We start from the raw sequence: 18,295 nt of genomic DNA, 5'->3' as shown, positions 1-18,295 counted from the left end.
GCCTGCCACCATTGGTCCTAGGACGGGTGGTTGACCAGGCAACGGGGCGCCTCGGCGCGCGTCCCGCACCGCTCTCGGACGAGCGAGGTGACGCATGAAGGATCCGGCGAAGCGGGCGCGGTCCACGGCACCGGTGACCGGCGCGCACGATCCGGCGGGACCGCTGGGCACCCGGCGTACCGGCGGCGGTTTCGGCGTGTTGCCCTTCGTTGACGACCCGGGACCGGCCGGCCCCGCCACCAACGCGAGTTGGGCGTGGTCGCTGCGCCGACTGTCCCGGGTGGCGATCTGGCTGCTGCCGGTCTACGCGCTGCTCTACGGCGCGGTGGCGATGGCCGGCGACGGCGGGGCGGTCAACTCCCCGTACCCGGCCGACGGCCGCCCGCTCCACCTGGTCGGCTGGGTGGCCGCGATCTGGCTGGGACTGCTCGCGCAGCTCGGGCTCACCGGCCTGCTCGCCGCCACCCGCAGCCGCCGGTGCGCCGCCGCCGGGCTGCTGGTCGGCATCGCCGGGACGGTGCTGATGCTGCCGTTCGCCGGCCTCGCCGAACAGACGCCGGTCTTCGGCACCACCGCCCGCACGCTGGTGCTCGTCGGAGCCGGCTGCTACTCGGTCGGCTGGCTGCTGACCGGTTGGGCGGTCGCCCGGTCCGGGATGTTCGCCATGGGCGACGGCGTCCTGCTCATGATCGCCGCGCCGCTGCTCGGCCTGGCCGGGGCGCTGATCAACCCGTTGCAGACCTTCGGCGCGATCTTCGTGCTGATCGCCGCAATCGGCATCGGTTACCGGTCGGGCCGTCTCGTCCCACGGGACATCATCCGGGACGCCGCCAACGCCAGCCTCGCCACTCCCGGCCTGCCCGGTGGCCCCCGTGCCACCGGGTGACCCACCGGCCGGGGAAGTGCTGGCAGGAGGCGTGCAATTGCTGACAAAGCTTACTTCGGAGGTGGGCGCTTGAGGTCCTTCCTGGCAGTCGTTGCGGGCATGCTCCCCCGTTCGCCGCTGGCGCGGCTGTTCACCCTGGTGCTCGCCGGTACGCTTGCCGGCCTCGTCCTGGTCGCCGCGCTGCCGGGCAACCTGGTCCTCGGGTTCGCCGCCAAGGCCGCGCTCAACAGCCACGCCGCGCTGCCGGAGGCGCTGCGCAACCCGGCCACCCCGCAACGCTCCTACCTCTATGCCAATGACGGCAAGACGCTCGTCACCACGTTCTACGAGGTGAACAGGACAGACGTCGCGCTGTCCGACATCGCCCCGGCCATGAGGCAGGCCATCGTCGCCGTGGAGGACCGCCGCTTCTACGACCACGGCGGCACGGACCTGCGCGGGATGTTCCGGGCCCTGGTGGCCAACGTCACCGGCGGCAGCACCCAGGGCGCCTCCACCCTGACCATGCAGTACGTCCGCAACGTGCTCAAGGCGGACCCGAACCGCACCGCCGAGGAACGGGCGGCGGCCACCGAGCAGACCGTAGGCCGCAAGCTCCAGGAGATCCGGTACGCCGCGGCGCTTGAGGAGCGGCTGAGCAAGGACGAGATCCTCAACCGTTACCTCAACATCGCCTACTTCGGCTCCGGCGCGTACGGTGTCGCGGCGGCCAGCCAGCGCTACTTCGGCAAGGAGCCCGCAGAGTTGACCCTGGCCGAGGCGGCACTGCTCGCCGGCCTGGTGCAGTCGCCGGAGGCGTACAACCCGATCAACGGGGACACCGACGCCGCACTGGCCCGCCGGGCCGACGTGCTCGACGCGATGGCCGACACCGGGGCGATCACGGCGGCGCAGGCCACCGAGACCAAGGCCGAGAAGCTGGCGCTGCGTCCCACCGCCCAGCCCAACGGGTGCACCGCCGTCGACGGCGACCACGACAACTGGGGCTTCTTCTGCGACTACCTGCGCCAGTGGTGGCTGGCCCGGCCAGAGTTCGGTGGGACGGTCGAGGAACGGCGGCAGGCGCTGCGCCGGGGCGGCTACACCGTCGTCACCTCGCTCGACCCGCAGGTCCAGGCCACCGCCCAGAAGCAGGCCACCGCCGTGTACGGCCACGACAGCGAGCGCGCCCTGCCGATCGCCGCGGTCGAACCCGGCACCGGCCGGATCCTCGCGATGGCGGTCAACCGGCACTTCAGCCTCGACGCCAACCCCGAAGGGCAGGCCAACTATCCGAACACCGTCAACCCGCTGATCTCCGGCGGCGACGACGTCGCCGGCTACCAGGCCGGCTCCACCTTCAAGATGTTCACCATGCTGGCCGCGCTGGAGGCCGGAAAGCCTCTGTCCACCGGGTTCGACGCCCCCAGCCGGCTGCCCACCCGGTATCCCGCCGAGGGCTACGGTAGCTGCGGCGGGCGCTGGTGCCCGGCCAACGCCACCCCGGAGTGGATGGACGGCTACCGGATGATGTGGGACGCCTTCGGGCGCTCCGTGAACACCTACTTCGTCTGGTTGGCCGAGCAGGTCGGCCCGGACAAGGTGGTGGAGATGGCACAGCGGCTCGGCATCGCCTTCCGTGCCGAGTCCGACGCCACCTTCGCGGCCGACAACGCGGCCGACTGGGGTGCGTTCACCCTCGGCGTGGCGTCCACGACCCCGCTCGACCTGGCCAACGCGTACGCCACGGTGGCCGCCGAGGGCACGTACTGCGCGCCGCTGCCGGTGGTGTCGGTCACCACGTCCGACGGCGAGCAGTTGCCCGTCGGTGAACCGGCCTGCAAGAGGGTGCTGGAGGCCGACGTGGCCCGCGCGGCCATCGACGCGGCTCGTTGCCCGGTGGGCCAGCAGTCGTCGAACCACCAGTGCAACGGTGGCACCGCCCCGGCGGTGGACCAGATCCTGGGCGGCCGTCCGGTGGCCGGCAAGACCGGCAGCTCGGAAAGCAACGCCACGGAGACCTTCGTCGGTTTCACCCCGCAGGTCGCGGTGGCCGGGATCGCCGCCAACCCGGACGACCCGAGCGACCTGGTCGGCGGAGCGGTGCAGGGGCAGGTCATCGAGGCGGTGGCCCAGGTCATCGCCACCGCCGTCGACGGCCAGGAGGAGCAGGAGTACGCCGCTCCGAGCCGCGAGCTGGTCGGCGAGCCGCGTCGGCCGGCGCCGCGCGCGGCCCGACGCGGGGCACCCCACCCGACACAGCCCGAGTACCGGCAGGAACTGCTGGACGACCTGCGCCGCTGGTTCGACGATCCTGACTGAGATCGGCGGTCGGGACGAAGGCCCGTAGCGGTCGCGCTGCGGGCCTTCGGCGCAGGAACGCCGCGACATGCGGCAGGGCGGCGCCTTCACCTGGTCCGGATACCGCAACCTGGTCGCGTGTCCGCCCCGCCGTCGGGCGAGAGGGGCACCGGCACCGGCCGCCGAACGACGGGTCCGGCAGAATCGGCGGGTGCCTGTCCACCTGATCACCGACCCCGACGACGACCGGATCGCCGACTACCGGGCGTTGACCGACGTCGAGCTGCGCACCCGCTGGGAACCGCCGCACGGCCTGTTCATCGCCGAGGGGGAGCTGGTGCTGCGCCGGGCGCTGCGGGCCGGGTACCCGGCCCGGTCGTACCTGGTGGACGCCAAGCGGGTCGACCAGCTCGCCGACCTCGACACCGGCGACGTGCCCGTCTACGCCGCCGCTCCCGACGTGCTCCAGCGGGCCACCGGCTTCCACGTGCACCGGGGGGTGCTGGCGTCGTTCCGGCGCACGCCGCTGCCCAGCGCCGCCGAGGTGCTCGCCGCCGCCGGCCGGGTGGTCGTCCTCGAGGACGTCAACAACCACACCAACCTCGGCGCCATCTTCCGGGCCGTGGCCGGGCTGGGGGTGGACGCGGTGCTGCTCTCGCCCACCTGCGCCGACCCGCTGTACCGGCGCAGCGTACGGGTCAGCATGGGCGAGGTCTTCGCCGTCCCGTACGCGAAGCTGGAGCCCTGGCCCGACGGGCTGGCCGAGGTGCGCGCGGCCGGCTTCACGGTGCTGGCCCTGACCCCGGCACCCGACGCGGTGCCGATCCAGCGGCTCGACCGGGCGCAGCGCGCCCGCGCGGCGCTGCTGCTCGGTGCGGAGGGAGCCGGCCTGACCGGGGCGGCCATGCAGGCCAGCGACGCACGCGTGGTGATTCCCATGCGCCGGGGCGTCGACTCCCTCAACGTCGCCGCCGCGACCGCCGTGGCCTGCTGGGAACTGGGGCGCGACGACCCGCTCTGACCCGGGGCCGTCGAGACCTGCGGTGACGGAGGGTAGCGTGTCGGCCGTGTTCCCTACCGTGCGTGAGGTGCTGGCGCTGGATCCCGTCCGGCACGGCGCGCCCCGCCTGGTCGCCGGGGACGCCGGCCTGGACCGGCTGGTGCGGTGGGTGCACGTGGCCGAGGTGCCCGACATCGCCACCCTGCTCGGCGGTGGTGAACTGGTGCTCACCACCGGCATCGGGCTGCCCGCCGACGACGCCGGGCTGCGGGCCTTCATCGGCGACCTGGCCGACGTGGGCGTGTCCGGGTTGGTGGTGGAGCTGGGCCGCCGCTACCTCGACGGGGTGCCGAAGGTGATGGCTGCCGCCGCGCGGCGGCGCGGGCTGCCGCTGGTCGAGCTGCGCCGGGCCACCCCGTTCGTGCGGATCACCGAGGCGGTGCACGCGCTGATCGTCGACGCCCAGCTGCACGAGCTGCGCGCCACCGAGGAGATCCACCAGCGGTTCACCGAACTGTCCGTGGAGGGCGCCGGTCCGGGCGAGGTGGTGCGGCAGGCCGCCGAGCTGTCGGGCTGCCCGCTGGTGCTGGAGAACCTGTCCCGGCAGGTGCTGGCGTACGACCCGGCGGGGGAGAACGCCGAACTGCTGCTGGATGGTTGGGAGCAGCACTCCCGGCGGATCCGGCCGTCCGGGCGCACCGCGTACGACGCGGACAGTGGGTGGCTGGTGACCACCGTCGGAGCACGCGGGCAGGACTGGGGGCGGTTGCTGCTGCGCTGGCCCGCTGGTGGTGACCCGGCCCCGGGCCAGCCGCCGACCCGGCTGACCATCCTCGTCGAGCGGGCCGCCTCCACGCTGGCGCTGGGCCGGCTGATCCGCCGCGACGCCGAAGGGCTGGAACGGCAGATCCACCGCACCCTGCTCACGGCGCTGCTGGACCACTCCCGCCCGGTCGACGAGGTGGCCCTGCGTGCCCGGGCACTCGGCGTGGTGCTGGAACGGCGGCACCTGGTCGGGGTGGTGGTGCGCCACCGCAGCGACGACCCCGGCGACGCGGGCGTGGACCCGGACGCCCCGGAGGCCGGCCCGGCCCGGCTGCGTGACCTCGCCGAGGCGGTCGGGCAGGCACTGCGCGAGGCCCGGCTGACCGGCCTGAGCAGCGCCCTCGACGACCAGGCCGTCGGGGCGTTGCTCGCGTTGCCCGACGCGGCGGCGGAGGACCGCGCGCTGGCCGCGTTCGCCACGGCGCTGCGGCGGGCCCGGCCCGACCCGCCGGCCAACGGCGTGCCGGCCCGGCCGGTGGTCGCCGACTCCGCCCTGCTGGTGGCGGCCGGCTCCGGGGTGGGCAGCCTGCGGGAGGCCCGCCGGTCGCTCATCGAGGCCCGGCAGGTCGCCGACGCGGCCCGCCGGGACCGGCGGGATCTGCCGATCTTCCGGCTGCCGCACGTCGGCCTGGCCGGGCTGCTGCACCTGCTGCGCGACGAGCCCCGGTTGCAGACGTTCGTGGAGCGGGAACTCGGGGCTCTGCTGGAGCACGACGCCCGGCACCCCCGCGAGCAGTTGCTCGGCACGCTGCGCGTGTATCTGGATCAGGGCCGCAACAAGTCCGCCGCCGCAGCGGTGGCGCACCTGTCCCGGCCGGCGTTCTACGAGCGGCTGGCGCGCATCGGCCGGATCCTCGACGTCGACCTCGACTCGGTCGACGCCTGCCTGTCCCTGCACGTGGCCCTGCTCGCCCTGGACGCCGTCCGCCACCCCTGATCGTGGCCCCGCCCCCCGTGACCTCCAGCCGGACCGGCAGGCCGCAACGGTGTCAGTGGCGGGTCGCCGGCCGGACGGGATGTCGCCGGGCCCGCCGCCGGCTGCCCTCGGTGAGCCGGTGCACCAGACCGTCGCACAGCCGGGTCAGCTCGGCGGCCCACTCCTCCGCGTCCGCGACGACGAACGGCTGCCGCAGCGCCCGGCAGGTGGCGGCGACCTCGGCCTCGTCGGGGTCCGCGGCGCGGAGCAGCACCCTCGCCCGCTCGACCGACTCGCGCAGGTCGCACTCGTCGGGGGTCAGGTCGAGGATCACCCGGTCGGTGCGGCGGTGCAGCCGGCCGGCGGCGGAGCCGAGCTGGGAACGGACCTGCCACAGGGTCGTCTTGAGCCGGTGCGCCTGGGTGGCGGTGTCGGCGTCGGGCCAGAGATGCGCGCCGAGGGTGTCGGCCCGCAACCCGTCCGGGGAGTGGGCGGCGAGCAGCAGGAGGGCGTGCAGGGCGTGCCGGGTGGGGAAGCGCACCTCCCTGCCGTCGACCTGCACCGTCGGCATCGACCGGAAACACACCCGCAGGGTGGCGAGTTCACGGATCATGTGGGCCACCGCCGGCTCGTGCGGCGCCGTCGCGCGGGCCGCGTCCCAGTGCCGGGTCGACCGGGTCCGGTCGACGAGTGCGAGCCGGGCGCGGGCATGCGCGGACCAGTAGGGCGCGTGGTACTGGTCGAACCGCCGGATCGCGTCGGTGAACAGGTCGGCGGCGCGGGCCGGGTCGACGTCGACGAACTGCTCGCCGAGCAGCATGAGGTGCCGGGCACCCTCCACCGGCGGCGTGCCGCCCTCGTCCAGCACCTCGCCGATCGTGCGGGCCGCCGCGTGCCGGTGCCCCTGCGCGCCCAGCGCCCGTCCGATCGCCACCCGGGCCCAGGTGGACCACCAGCGTTCACCCACGTCGGCGAGGACGGCGAGCGCATGCTGCCCGTCCTCGATGCTGCGCTGTGGCACCCGTGGCGCGCACACGTCGGCGCGGATGGCGTGCACGACACCCGCCACCCACTGCGAACCGGTTGCCTCCGCCGCCGTCACGGCCTGCCGGAACGACACCTCGGCCAGCTCGTGCCGGCCGCGCAGCACGTGGACGGCCCCGGTCATGACCAGCGCCAGCGGCCATTCGTACCGCTCGCCGGGGTCGCTGAGCCCCTGGAAGGCCCGGTCGGCGCGGTCCAGGTCGAGGGCCGCCTGACCGAACGCCCCGACCCAGATCTCGTACGCGGCCAGGTGCGTGTAGGCCGTGCCCAGGGCCCGGCTGTCACCGACCCGGACGGCCAGCGCCACCGCCTCCTGCGCGAGGGTGCACGCGTGGCCGAGTTCCCCGCTGGCGTAGGCACCCCATGCCTGGTTGGCCAGCGAGTGCGCGTAGGCCGGGGTGTGCGGCCCCAGGTGGGCCCGCCCCTCCTGCCAGCTGCGGGCGGCGTCCTGGACGTCGCCGACGGTGACCTGCCAGTTGCCCTCGACGTAGTGGGCGCAGCCGAGGCCGGTCCGGTCGCCGGCCCGCTGGAACCTGCCCCGGGCGGTACGCAGCAGCCGCCACGCCCGCTCGTCGCGGCTGCTGCGGGTGAACAGGGTGGCCGCGGTCACCAGTTCCAGCCAGGGACGCCCCTGGTACGGCAGGGAGAGCAGCCGGTCGAGGTGCGGGATCAACAGGGTGCTGTTGCCGGCCAGCAGCGCGGCGGCGTGCTGGTCCAGCCAGGCAGCCAGTTCCTCGTCCGAGCCGCCGGCCGCGCGTTCCAGGTCTCCGCGCGTCACGGGTGCCGTGGGAAGGGCCACCGAGCCTCCTCAATCGCGCCACCGATCGGGGTCGGGACAAGCCGGCCGGTCGGTGCCTGCATCGTACGGACTGCCCCGTCCGCCGTCACCTGACGCCGGCTGAGCTGCGGTTTGACCGTCCTTAAACGACCACACCGCACACTGCCGCCGACAGGTAACCCCGCCTGTCGGTCCGTGAAGGAACACACCCATGATCGGTACGGCCGATGGCCCTTCCGCGCGCGGTCCCCGCCGCCTTCTCCCCGAACCCCTGAACCGCCCGACCCGTCCGTGGTTCGTCCGACGGCTGGCGGCCGTCCTGGTGGCGACGCTGGTCGCCGGCCTGGCCGTGGTCGCCGGCGCCGGTGCCCCCGCCCAGGCCGCCGTCATCAGCAGCGGCGCCGGCCGGATGTTCTACTTCCTCGGCCACGGCGACATGTGTCTCGGTGTGCCGGAGCCGGCCTTCAGCAACTACGCCATTAACGCCACCGTGACGACGTGGAGCTGCGAGGGCAACCACCGGCAGAAGTGGGAGCGGATCTCCAGCGGGAAGATCGTCGCCGGCAACGGCGTCTGTCTCGGCATGCTCAACCCCAGCGCCACCGACTCCCCGGTGACCACCAGGTCCTGCAACAACACCAGCGGAATGGTGTGGAACATCTCGAGCCACCCGCAGGGCGGGCACTACTACGAGACCCGCAACAGCAACGGCGTCAAGCTGTGCCTGTCCGCCCGGTGGAACGGCTACACCTTCATCCCGCACGCCACCGGGTGCGTGAACATCTGGGACCAGCGCTTCTACCTGGACTGGCACACCAAGTTCCGGTACGTGGCGCTCGGCGACTCGTTCTCCGCCGGCAACGGGGCCGGCAACTACGTGGACACGAAGTGCTACAACTCGTGGGACAACTACGCCAACAAGCTCGACGACGCCTTCCGCGAGGCGGGCCGGACGGTCCCGTTCACCTGGTCCTTCGGGCCGTCCTGCGGCGGTGCCCAGACGGGTCTGGGCGGGCTGGTCTACTGGGCACAGACCGGCGGTGGCTACTGGACCCCGCAGGCGACCAAGGACGGCTACACCCGGTCCGCGCAGACCGGTTTCCTCAACCAGACCCTGAACCTCGCCACCGGCGGGTACGGCAGCCAGTTCAACGGCGCGGAGACGGCGGTCGCCACCATCACCATCGGCGGCAACGACCTCGGCTTCAGCGGGCTGCTCAAGGACTGCGTCCTGGATCCGTACTGGCCCCAGGACTGCACCCGTGGCAACACCGAGCAGGTGCTCACCAACGCGATGCCGACGCTGCGGACCCGGCTGAAGGACATCTACCTCGACATGGGACGCAAGGCCCCCAACGCCCAGATCCGGGTGCCGAACTACCCGCTGCCGGTGGCCACCTCCGACCCGTGGAACTGTCGGGTCGGGATCAGCGACACCGAGATCGGCATGCTGACCCGGACGCAGAACCGCCTCAACCAGACGATCCAGGACGCGGTCAACGACGCCCGGACCGTGCTCGGCACCCGGCTGCGGGTGGTCGACATCGCCACCTCCTTCCGCACCCACACGGCCTGCGCGGCCGACCCGTGGACCACGGGCAACCAGGGCTTCGACACCAACGACTGGTACCACCTCAACGCCCGTGGGCACATGGAGATGGCCCGGCTGATCCGCAACACCCTGTAGCGCCCGTCAGTCGGGAACTGCCGCAGCCGTCGGTGGGCCCGTAGCCGGTGGGCCGGCCACCTCCCCCGGTGGTCGGCCCACCGCACTCAGGTGAGGGCGTCGAGCACCTTCGCGTAGTGCGCCGGGACGTGGTTCGGGCCGCCCGGGGTGAACACGTCCGACGAGGCCGCCGCCGACCACGCGGTCGGCGGGACCGCCCCGACCAGGGCCCGTACGACGGGGGCGTCGCGCCATTCGTCCTGCTCGGCGAGCAGGCTCAGCGCCACCACCGACTCCTCCACCTCGCCGACACACTCGAACGGCTTGTGCCCGTCCACGCCCAGCAGTTCCCGGTAGCCGGGGATCTGCGTGGGGTCGGCGAGCAGGTCGCCGCCGAAGATGCGCACGATCCGCCCGCGCGGCATGAACGGCGCCATCGCCAGGAAGACGAACCGGCACTTCGGGCAGTCGCGGCACCACCGCTCGCTCGCGTCGCGCAGCTTGAACGCGGCGTTGCAGCTGGTCACGACGTCGTCATACCGGTCGATGGCGGCGAACAGGCGGGCGATGTGCAGCTCCGACAGCGAGCGCAGCAGCGAGAAGTACGGCTCGGTCAGCCCGGCGTGCTCGGCCAGCGCCGCCCGCAGCAGCCCCTCGGCCTCGACGCCCTTGGACCACTGGTGGTTGATCTCGTGCCCGTTCCAGACCAGGTTCGGGTCGGACGCGGACCGCTCGTTGGACATCACCACCGGGCCCAGCCCGTGCAGCACCGCCGTGGCGACGGCGATCAGCGAGTTGATCGCAGTGACCGGGATGTGGCCGTTGAGCGCCCCGGCCGCGTTCAGGTCGAACAGCGCCGGGTCGAGGCGACGCCGGGCGGCCAGCGCCGACAACCCGGACGCCTCGTTGACCGACACGATCACGTGGTTGGGGTTGACCGAGAACGGCACCGGGTCGAAGCCGGCCCGGCGCAGCGCCTCCAGGCTCACGATGGAGTCCTTGCCGCCGCCGACCGCCGACAGGGGCCGACGGTCCGCGTCGTCGAGCGGGGCGGCCGGCGCGACGGTGCCGGCCGGCACCTCGGGGGTCAGTTCCAGCACGTGCGGCAGCGCGTTGCGGTACGCGTACTCGGCGAGGCCCTTGGTGTAGACGGCGCTGACCAGCGCGGTGGCGGCCCCGCCGAGCGGTGCCGGCAGCACCAGCCGGGGCGGCGCGGCAGCCTTGTAGTAGCTGACCCCGGCGACCACGTGCAGCAGCTCCAGCACCCGGCCCAGGGCGGCGACCGTCGTGTCGGACGGTGGCTCGGCGGGCAGCGGCAGCGTGATCACCTCGGTGAACCGCCGCTCGCCGTCGGGGCCGGTCAGGGCGTAGTCGAACACCGCCTCACCGGTGGCGAGATCGATCGAGTAGGACGGGAAGGTGAAGGCGTCCATCCGCCGGAGCTGCTCGTTGGGCACACGCCATACTAGGCCCTGGTTCGTCCGGCCGTGTCCGGCTGGCGCACCAGGCCCGAGCACCGCGTCGAGACCCCCGAGGAGAGCCCGTGCGCCTGTCTGACCTGCGCGGCCGTACCGTCGCCGTCTGGGGTGCCGGTCGGGAGGGCCGGGCGGCGGTGACCGCGATCGCCGCGCACGGCCCGGCCGACCTGGTCGCCGTCGACGACAGCGCCAACTTCCTCAGCCTGCCCTGGGAGGGCCCCCTGGCGGAGGCGGCGCCGCTGGTCACCGGGGAGCAGGGGTACGCCCGGCTGGCCGCCGCCGACGTGGTGGTCCGCTCACCCGGGGTGCCGAACACCCACCCGTGGCTGGTCGAGCTGCGCGGGCGCGGAGCGACCGTCACCCAGGGCACCGCGCTGTGGATGGCCGACCACGCCGCCCGCACCGTCGGGGTGACCGGCAGCAAGGGCAAGTCCACGACGTCCAGCCTGATCAGCCACCTGTTCGCGGCCGTGGACCGGCCGAACGTCTTCGGCGGCAACATCGGCGTACCCACCCTCGACCTGCCCGACGCGGAGCTGTACGTGCTGGAACTGTCCAGCTACCAGTGCAGCGACCTGACCGACTCGCCGCGGATCGCCGTGGTCACCGCGCTGTTCCCCGAGCACCTCGACGCGCACGGCGGCGAGCGCGAGTACTACCGGGACAAGTTGAACCTGCTCGCCCACGGCCCGGAGACGGTCGTGGTCAACGGGTCGGATCCCCGGCTCGCCGCCGAGTTGGGCGACCGCCCGGTCGTGCGCGCGGGCCGCCCCGACACCACCCACGTGGCTCCCGGCCCGGACGGCACGCCCTGGTTCCACCTGGCCGACCGGCCGTTGTTCCCGCGCGCCGTGCTGCCGCTGGTGGGCCGGCACAACGAGGGCAACCTCTGCGTGGCCCTGGCGGTGCTCGACGCGCTCGATGTCGACGTGGTGGCCCGCCGCGACACCCTCGCCGTGGCGGTCGCCGAGTTCCAGGGCCTGGCCCACCGGCTCACCGAGATCGCCGACCCGTCCGGCCTGACCTTCGTCGACGACACCCTCGCCACCAGCCCGTACGCGGCCATGCACGCCATCGACGCGTACGACGGGCGGGCGCTGACGGTGATCGTCGGCGGCACCGACCGGGGCGTGGACTACGCGCCGCTGCGCGAGCACCTGGCCGATCGGGAGCTGACGGTGATCGGCATCCCGGACAGTGGCCCCCGCATCGTCTCCGTGCTCGACGGGTTGCCGAAGGTGCGTACCGAGACGGTCGACGACCTCGTCGACGCCGTCCGGCTGGCCCGCGAGGTCACCCCGGTCGGCGGCGTGGTGCTGCTGTCACCGGCGGCGCCCAGCTACGGTCGGTTCCGCAACTTCGAACACCGCTCCGAGGTCTTCGCCCGAGCCGTGGCCGACACCTCGGGCCGGTGACCCCGCGGCCCGCCGGGTGGCCGGCGGTCGCAGCCGAGCGTCGCCGTCAGGGCGCGCGCCGACCGGATCGCGGAGCGGATCGCCGGGAGGGAACGGCCGGGCTCGCCCACCCGGATCTGAGCAGTCGCAGGGTGCCCGCGCCGGCCAGGTAGGCCACCAGGGCGGCGACCGGCAGGCCGAGCGGTTCGGCCGCCTCCCGGGGGACGGTGCTGTTGGCGACCAGGGCGTACACCACGGCGGCGAAGGCGGCGGCGGTGAGCGCCGTGCGCAGCCACGCCCACCGGCCGGCCGGAGGCCGCGTCGTGCCGGTCCGACCGCTGGCACGGCCGCTGCCGGCCGTGCCGCCGGGCCGGCGGGTGCGGGCCTCCACGGGGCCGAACACGGCGACCAGGGCGGCGAGCACGACGAACAGCATGAGCAGCCAGGGCAGCCGCCACGCGTACCAGGCGCCGGTGCCGGCTGCCGGGGTCGGCAGCGCGCCCGCCGCGTCCAGCGCGCCGACCAGCAGGATCGCCGCCGTGAGGTGCCACAGGAAGACGGTGAGCACGACGGCGTTGACCGCGATCACCACCTGCCACGGGCCGGAACGGTGCAGCCAACGTTCGGTGCGCTGCCGCAGCAGCAGGATCAGCCCGAGCTGGGCGGTGGCCACGGCCAGCAGCGCCACGCTGGGTGGGGCGGCGTTGTCCAGCCGTTCGCCCGGCACGTTGATCATGCTGACCGGGTAGGGGCCGGGCCAGGTCAGCAGCACCGCGACGGCCAGCCCGCCGGCCAGCATCGCCGCTGCCGCCCGGCGTGACAGCGGCAACCGCCGCGACCGGATACCGCGCCCACCTGCTGCCCCGCCGGGCTCGCCGCGCCGGCCGGCGGCGCTGTCGTCCGTGGTTCCGCCGGTGCCGGCGTCGCGGCCCGCGACGCGGGCGTCGTGCCAGGCGAACCCGAGCTGGTGCACGGCGAGCCAGCCGAAGAGGTAGTTGGGCAGGGCCGCCTCGGCGGGACCGAACGCCCGGCCGAGGTCGCCCAGGGCCACCAGCGCGGCCAGCGCCACGGGCACGGCCAGGCCCCACCGCCGGTGTGCCGCGTGGGTCAGGGGGGTCAGGGGCACCATCACCAGGTAGGCGGCGAGGAACCACAGGGGAATGGTGGCGAACCAGGTCACGGTGCGCACCAGGGAGGCGTCGACCCCGACGGTGAAGGCGACCAGGGCCCCGGCGGTCAGGGTCACCAGCAGCGTCGTGGTGGGGCGCAGCAGCCGGGCGCTGCGCCCGAGCAGCCAGCCGGTGGCGTCGCCGCCCCGGGCCCGGTGTGCGGTCAGGGAGGCGGCGTTGGCGTAGCCGCCGACCAGGAAGAACACCGGCATGACCTGGACGGCCCACGTCAGCGGGTGTGCCCACGGCAGGTCGGGCAGCGCCGAGCGGCCGGTGGGCTGGCCGGCGGCGTCGTGCTCGACGGTGGCGACCAGCCAGTGGCCGAGGACCACCAGCGCGATGGCGAGCGCCCGGAGCAGGTCGACGTAGCGCTCGCGGCCGGCCGGCGTCCGCGCGGCGAGGGCGGCCAGGCGGCGCATGTTCCGAGGGTACGGCAGGCCGGCTGCCGGCGCGGCGGGGTTGCCGCCGCCGACCCCACCGGCCACGCCACCCTGGCCTCCCTCAGCAGGTGCGGGGGACCAGCCGGTCGTGCAGGGCCGCCGCGTCGGTGACCTCGGGCAGCGCGCGGGCGGCGAGCCAGGCGGCCCCGGCGGCCCCGTCACCGGCCGACCGGAGCGGGGCGGCGGGCCAGCGCCGCCCGACCTCGACCCGGACGGCGGCGGCCAGCGGCGTGTCGCCGGTGAGCAGCCCGCCACCGAGCACGAGGGGGGTGGTGTCCCCGGCGGGGCGGATCCGGGCGGCGCTGCCGGCCAGGTGTGCCGCGGCCTCGTCGACCAGCGCACCCCCGGTCGGGTCGCCGTGCCCGGCGGCGGCGACCACGATCGGGGCGAGCCGGGCCAACTCGACCGGCGCACGTCGGGTGACCGTCTGGATCAGCGTGTCGACGGTGTCCCGGGGGCGGGCCGCGAGCTGGGCGGAGCCCAGCAGTTCGGTGAGCACCCGCCGGCCCAACCCGCCGGGTTCGTCGCCCGCGTCGAGGGCAGCCAGCAGCCGACGGACGGCTTCCCGGCCGAGCCAGTAGCCGGAGCCGAGGTCACCGAGCAGCCAGCCGTGCCCGTCGGCGACGCGATCCAGCCGCAGGTCGCGGACTCCGGCGGCGATGGCTCCGGTGCCGGCGACGAGGATGGTGCCGTCGACGGCGGCGGTGCCCGAGGCGTACGCGACGAGGGCGTCGCCGTGCACCGCGTACGGGCAGCGCAGGCCGACCGAGTGCCAGGCCCGGTCGAAGGCGGCGCGCCCGTCCGGGTCGGCGAGGAGTCGACCGGCCCCGGCCAGTCCGATCGTGCCGGCCCGGACGCGGGCCGGGTCGACGTCGGTGAGCGCCTGCCGCAGGGCGGCCCCGAGTTCACCGGCCGCACGGTCGGCTCCGTGGCTGGTGGGATTGCCACCGCCGGCGCGTCCGGTGCCCAGCCGGGTGCCGTCCAGCCGCACCGCGAGCGCGCGGGTGGACGTACCCCCGACGTCGAGGCCGACCACGACGGTGTCGGACATGGCCCCACCACCTTCCGCTCGACGCACGTTCATGCTGGTGGGCATGGTGGTGTGGGGCAAGGGGCAGGCCGCGGGCGGCGACCGCGAGCCAGGTAACAGTTTGAAAACTTCGCCCACGCTCTTGACACATGGGGCCCTCCAGTAAGAACTTTTACCACTAACAGTTAACAGTCTTTTTTGAAAGGGCGACGGATGGTCGAGCACGAGGTGGACGGCGCCGCGGGGACCGCGGTGGTCGACGCCCCCACGGCCGACCGCCGGAGCGTGATCGGGGCTCCCGGCGACGGGGTGCTGGCCCGGCTCCGCGCCGAGGTGGGGGAGCTGACGGGTGCGCTGCGCCGGGTCGCCGAGCACGTGCTCAGCGACCCGGAGGCGGCGGCCCGGGCCACCATCGTCGAGCTGGCCGAACGCAGCGGCACGTCACCGGCCACCATCACCCGGTTCTGTCGGGCGCTGGGCTTCGACGGGTACGCCGACCTGCGGTTGGGCATCGCCGCCGAGACCGGCCGCGCCCGTTCCGCCGGCTGGACCGTCGACATCGGGCGGGAGATCCAGCCCGGCGACCCCCTCGAGCGGGTGCTCGACCAGATCATGGCCGCCGACACCCGGGCCATGCACGACACCGCCGCGCTGCTCGACCTCGCCGAGGTGGAACGCGCCGCGGTGGCCATCGCCGGGGCGAGCCGGGTGAACATCTTCGGCGCCAGCGGCAGCGCCCTGGTCGGCGAGGAGATGCAGTTCAGCCTGCACCGCATCGGGGTGGCCGCCTGGGCCTGGAGCGACATCCACTCCGGGCTCGCCTCCGCCGCCCTGCTGGGCCCCGGCGACGTCGCGCTCGGCATCTCGCACACCGGGCAGACCCGGGAGACCATCGAGATGCTCGCCGAGGGCGGCAGCCGGGGCGCGACCACCGTCGCGCTGACCGGCTTCCCGCGCTCGCCGCTGGCCGAACTGGCCGACGTGGTGCTGCTCACCGCCAGCCACGCCACCACCTTCCGACCCGACGCGCTGTCCGCCCGGCACCCGCAGCTCGTCGTGCTCGACCTGCTCTACATCGCCGTGGCGCAGCGCACCCACGACCGCGCCCACGCGGCCTTCCGGCGAACCGCCCAGGCCGTCGACGGACACAAGGCCGCGAAGGGGACCATCGCATGATCAGCGCCCAGGGGTACGCCCAGGCGGTCCGCCCGGTGCTCGACCGGGTCGTGGACACCTGCGGCGACGCGCTCACCGCCGCCGCCGACCTGATCGCCGCCAGCCTGCGCGCCGGTGGGGTGCTCCAGGCGTTCGGGGCCGGCCACTCCGAGGTGTTCGCCGCCGAACTGGTGGCCCGGGCCGGCGGCCTGGTGCCGGCCAACCGGCTCTCCCTGCACGATCTGGTGCTGCACGGCGACGCCCCACGCGACCTGCTCGCCGATCCCAAGCTGGAACGCGACCCCGCCATCGCCCACCAGCTCTACGCCCTCGCGGCGCCCCAGCCCCGGGACGTGTTCGTGATGGCGTCCCAGTCCGGCATCAACGGCTCGGTGGTCGAGCTGGCGGCGCTGGTCACCGGCCACGGTCATCCGCTGATCGCGGTCACCTCGGTCGAGCACACCGCGCGGGTCGCCCCCCGGCACCCGTCCGGCCGGCGGCTCGCCGACCTCGCCGACGTCGTGCTGGACAACGGCGCGCCGTACGGCGACGCACTGCTGCCGCTCGAGGGCGGCGGCGCGGTCTGTGCGGTCTCCTCGGTCACCGCGGCGCTGCTGGCGCAGCTGCTGACCGCGGAGGTCGTACGACGGTTCCACCAGGCCGGAGAGGTTCCCCCTGTCTACCTCTCCGCCAACGTCCCCGGTGGGGACGAACACAACCTCGCCCTCGAGTCGCGGTACGCCGGGCGTCTCCGGCGCACCGCCTGACCGAACACCACAAGGAGAGTCGAAGATGTCGTTTACCCCCGATCTCGACCGCCGGACCCTGCTGCGCCGCGCAGCCGCCGCGGGGCTGCTGGCCGTTCCCGCCGCCGGACTGCTCGGCGCCTGCGCCGGCAGCGAGCCGAGCACGTCCGACGACACGTCGTCCGGCCAGAAGAGCGCCGACAACCCGTTCGGCCTCAAGGACGACAGCGCCGTCAAGGTGGTGATCTTCAACGGCGGGCTCGGCGATGCCTGGGCGAAGGCGGACCAGGCGATCTTCACCGCCAAGCACCCCGGCGTCACGGTCAACATGAGCTCCACCCAGAAGATCAAGACCGAAGAGCAGCCGAAGATGGCCACCCAGCCGAGCGACCTGGTGATGAACTCGGGCGCCGACATGATGGACATCAGCACGCTGGTCAACGAGGGCGCCATCGAGCCGCTGGACGACCTGCTCGCCGCGCCGGCCTGGGACGGCGGCGGCACGGTCGCCGAAACCCTGCTGCCCGGCACCGTCGGCGACGGCACCTTCCAGGGCAAGTACTACGTGGTCAACGTGGCCTTCACCGTCTGGGGCAACTGGTACAACGGCGCGCTGTTCAGCCGCGAGGGCTGGACCCCGCCGACGACGTTCGACGAGTTCTTCGCCCTCGCGCCGAAGATCAAGGCCAAGGGCATCGCTCCGTACGTCTACGACGCCGTGCACGGCTACTACCCGCGCTGGGCGCTGATGGCCACGATCTGGAAGTCCGCCGGCAAGCAGGCCGTGGTCGACATGGACAACCTCAAGGAGAACGCCTGGCGCGCCGAGGGCGTCCTGCCCGCCCTGGAGGCGTGGGAGAAGCTGGTCAAGGACAAGCTGCTGCTGCCCGGCAAGCTCGACCACACCCAGTCGCAGCAGGCCTGGCTCGACGGCAAGGCCGCCTTCATCCAGGTCGGCACCTGGCTCAAGAACGAGATGTCCGCCACCATTCCGCCGGGCTTCGAGATGAAGCTGTCCGACTACTGGGGTCTCGGTGCCACCGACAAGGCCCCGAAGGACGTCTTCGCCGGCTCCGGCGAGGGCTTCGTGGTGCCGAGCAAGGCCCCGAACAAGGCCGCCGCCAAGGAGTTCCTGCGCGCGGTGCTGTCCAAGTCCGGTGCGGCGCAGTTCGCCGAGCTGACCAAGTCCCTCGCCTCGACCAAGGGCTCCGGCGACAACGTGCAGGACTCGGCGCTGGCCAGCGCCAACGAGCTGATGAAGAACGCCGGGTCGGACCTCATCTCGGTCAAGCTCTGGGACTTCTACGCCGACCTGGACAAGGAGAGCCAGAACCTCACCCAGGAGCTGATGGCCGGCCGGCTCACCGCCGCGCAGTTCGTCGACAAGATGCAGGCCGCCGCCGACAAGGTCGCCAAGGACTCGTCGATCACCAAGCAGACCCGCAACGCCTGACCCGGCTGTCCAGCCGACCGAACCGAGGAAGTGAG

At 73.7% G+C, this 18,295-nt stretch carries 13 protein-coding genes; 9 read left to right on the top strand and 4 right to left on the bottom strand.

What is annotated here, in order from left to right; genetic code table 11:
• The first annotated feature begins 94 nt into the window (after window positions 1–94).
• The 4 genes from GA0070616_RS03375 to GA0070616_RS03360 all read left to right on the top strand — a co-directional run bounded on the left by GA0070616_RS03375 (window position 95) and on the right by GA0070616_RS03360 (window position 5,928).
• Window positions 95–886, top strand: coding sequence for a hypothetical protein (locus GA0070616_RS03375; protein WP_091076039.1), 792 nt, complete (start codon window positions 95–97; stop codon window positions 884–886).
• A 99-nt stretch (window positions 887–985) separates the two neighbouring features.
• Complete coding sequence (locus GA0070616_RS03370; RefSeq protein WP_091076035.1) at window positions 986–3,187, top strand: transglycosylase domain-containing protein; 2,202 nt, start codon at window positions 986–988, stop codon at window positions 3,185–3,187.
• Between the two features lie 67 nt (window positions 3,188–3,254).
• A complete protein-coding gene (locus GA0070616_RS03365; RefSeq protein ID WP_425412922.1) occupies window positions 3,255–4,187 on the top strand; it encodes a TrmH family RNA methyltransferase in 933 nt (310 codons plus the stop codon).
• Between the two features lie 46 nt (window positions 4,188–4,233).
• On the top strand, window positions 4,234–5,928 hold the full coding sequence (locus GA0070616_RS03360) for a PucR family transcriptional regulator (protein ID WP_483819049.1): 1,695 nt from the start codon (window positions 4,234–4,236) through the stop codon (window positions 5,926–5,928).
• A 52-nt stretch (window positions 5,929–5,980) separates the two neighbouring features.
• Here GA0070616_RS03360 and GA0070616_RS03355 read toward each other — a convergent pair whose 3' ends face one another.
• The gene (locus tag GA0070616_RS03355) at window positions 5,981–7,750 is read right to left on the bottom strand and encodes an ATP-binding protein (protein WP_139128837.1); all 1,770 of its coding nucleotides are present in this window, start codon (window positions 7,748–7,750) and stop codon (window positions 5,981–5,983) included.
• Window positions 7,751–7,940: 190 nt separating this feature from the next.
• Here GA0070616_RS03355 and GA0070616_RS03350 point away from each other — a divergent pair, with 190 nt between their 5' ends.
• A complete protein-coding gene (locus GA0070616_RS03350) occupies window positions 7,941–9,416 on the top strand; it encodes a GDSL-type esterase/lipase family protein (RefSeq protein WP_091076024.1) in 1,476 nt (491 codons plus the stop codon).
• An 86-nt stretch (window positions 9,417–9,502) separates the two neighbouring features.
• On the opposite strand, the gene GA0070616_RS03345 is transcribed toward GA0070616_RS03350, so the two are convergent.
• Window positions 9,503–10,852 (bottom strand): MurL-like N-terminal domain-containing, encoded by a 1,350-nt coding sequence (locus tag GA0070616_RS03345; protein ID WP_091076020.1) that lies wholly within the window; start codon window positions 10,850–10,852, stop codon window positions 9,503–9,505.
• Window positions 10,853–10,938: 86 nt separating this feature from the next.
• On the opposite strand from GA0070616_RS03345, the gene murD reads away from it, so the two are divergent.
• On the top strand, window positions 10,939–12,288 hold the full coding sequence (gene murD, locus GA0070616_RS03340; protein WP_091076017.1) for a UDP-N-acetylmuramoyl-L-alanine--D-glutamate ligase: 1,350 nt from the start codon (window positions 10,939–10,941) through the stop codon (window positions 12,286–12,288).
• A 46-nt stretch (window positions 12,289–12,334) separates the two neighbouring features.
• Here the strand turns inward: murD and GA0070616_RS03335 are convergent, their stop codons facing one another.
• Together GA0070616_RS03335 and GA0070616_RS03330 are read right to left on the bottom strand one after the other, a co-directional pair.
• Window positions 12,335–13,855: an acyltransferase family protein gene (locus GA0070616_RS03335; protein ID WP_091089775.1), complete on the bottom strand. Its 1,521-nt coding sequence runs from the start codon at window positions 13,853–13,855 to the stop codon at window positions 12,335–12,337.
• An 82-nt stretch (window positions 13,856–13,937) separates the two neighbouring features.
• Window positions 13,938–14,927, bottom strand: a complete 990-nt coding sequence (locus tag GA0070616_RS03330; RefSeq protein ID WP_091076013.1) for an N-acetylglucosamine kinase — start codon at window positions 14,925–14,927, stop codon at window positions 13,938–13,940.
• Between the two features lie 192 nt (window positions 14,928–15,119).
• On the opposite strand from GA0070616_RS03330, the gene GA0070616_RS03325 reads away from it, so the two are divergent.
• The 3 genes from GA0070616_RS03325 to ngcE are packed head-to-tail and all read left to right on the top strand — an operon-like array spanning window position 15,120 to window position 18,260.
• The gene (locus GA0070616_RS03325) at window positions 15,120–16,082 is read left to right on the top strand and encodes a MurR/RpiR family transcriptional regulator (protein ID WP_091076010.1); all 963 of its coding nucleotides are present in this window, start codon (window positions 15,120–15,122) and stop codon (window positions 16,080–16,082) included.
• Window positions 16,079–16,828, top strand: a complete 750-nt coding sequence (locus tag GA0070616_RS03320) for a sugar isomerase domain-containing protein (protein ID WP_091076006.1) — start codon at window positions 16,079–16,081, stop codon at window positions 16,826–16,828. The genes GA0070616_RS03325 and GA0070616_RS03320 overlap by 4 nt, the downstream gene beginning before the upstream one ends.
• Window positions 16,829–16,853: 25 nt before the next feature.
• Window positions 16,854–18,260 carry an N-acetylglucosamine/diacetylchitobiose ABC transporter substrate-binding protein gene (gene ngcE, locus GA0070616_RS03315; RefSeq protein ID WP_091076003.1) on the top strand — a complete coding sequence of 469 codons (1,407 nt, stop codon included), beginning with the start codon at window positions 16,854–16,856 and terminating at the stop codon, window positions 18,258–18,260.
• Window positions 18,261–18,295: the final 35 nt, after the last annotated feature.

It is taken from the genome of Micromonospora nigra (assembly GCF_900091585.1).
Classification (GTDB): Bacteria; Actinomycetota; Actinomycetes; order Mycobacteriales; family Micromonosporaceae; genus Micromonospora; species Micromonospora nigra.
Note: the sequence above shows the minus strand (reverse complement) of the source record. Positions and strands in the feature narration are given on the sequence as shown.

What these genes read in the sequence shown, in the direction of transcription:
- GA0070616_RS03375 (WP_091076039.1), top strand. Translation starts at nt 95, where the DNA reads ATGAAGGATCCGGCGAAGCGGGCGCGGTCCACGGCACCGGTGACCGGC.
- GA0070616_RS03370 (WP_091076035.1), top strand. Translation starts at nt 986, where the DNA reads ATGCTCCCCCGTTCGCCGCTGGCGCGGCTGTTCACCCTGGTGCTCGCC.
- GA0070616_RS03365 (WP_425412922.1), top strand. Translation starts at nt 3,255, where the DNA reads ATGCGGCAGGGCGGCGCCTTCACCTGGTCCGGATACCGCAACCTGGTC.
- GA0070616_RS03350 (WP_091076024.1), top strand. Translation starts at nt 7,941, where the DNA reads ATGATCGGTACGGCCGATGGCCCTTCCGCGCGCGGTCCCCGCCGCCTT.
- GA0070616_RS03335 (WP_091089775.1), bottom strand. Translation starts at nt 13,855, where the DNA reads ATGCGCCGCCTGGCCGCCCTCGCCGCGCGGACGCCGGCCGGCCGCGAG.
- GA0070616_RS03330 (WP_091076013.1), bottom strand. Translation starts at nt 14,927, where the DNA reads ATGTCCGACACCGTCGTGGTCGGCCTCGACGTCGGGGGTACGTCCACC.
- GA0070616_RS03325 (WP_091076010.1), top strand. Translation starts at nt 15,120, where the DNA reads ATGGTCGAGCACGAGGTGGACGGCGCCGCGGGGACCGCGGTGGTCGAC.
- GA0070616_RS03320 (WP_091076006.1), top strand. Translation starts at nt 16,079, where the DNA reads ATGATCAGCGCCCAGGGGTACGCCCAGGCGGTCCGCCCGGTGCTCGAC.
- ngcE (WP_091076003.1), top strand. Translation starts at nt 16,854, where the DNA reads ATGTCGTTTACCCCCGATCTCGACCGCCGGACCCTGCTGCGCCGCGCA.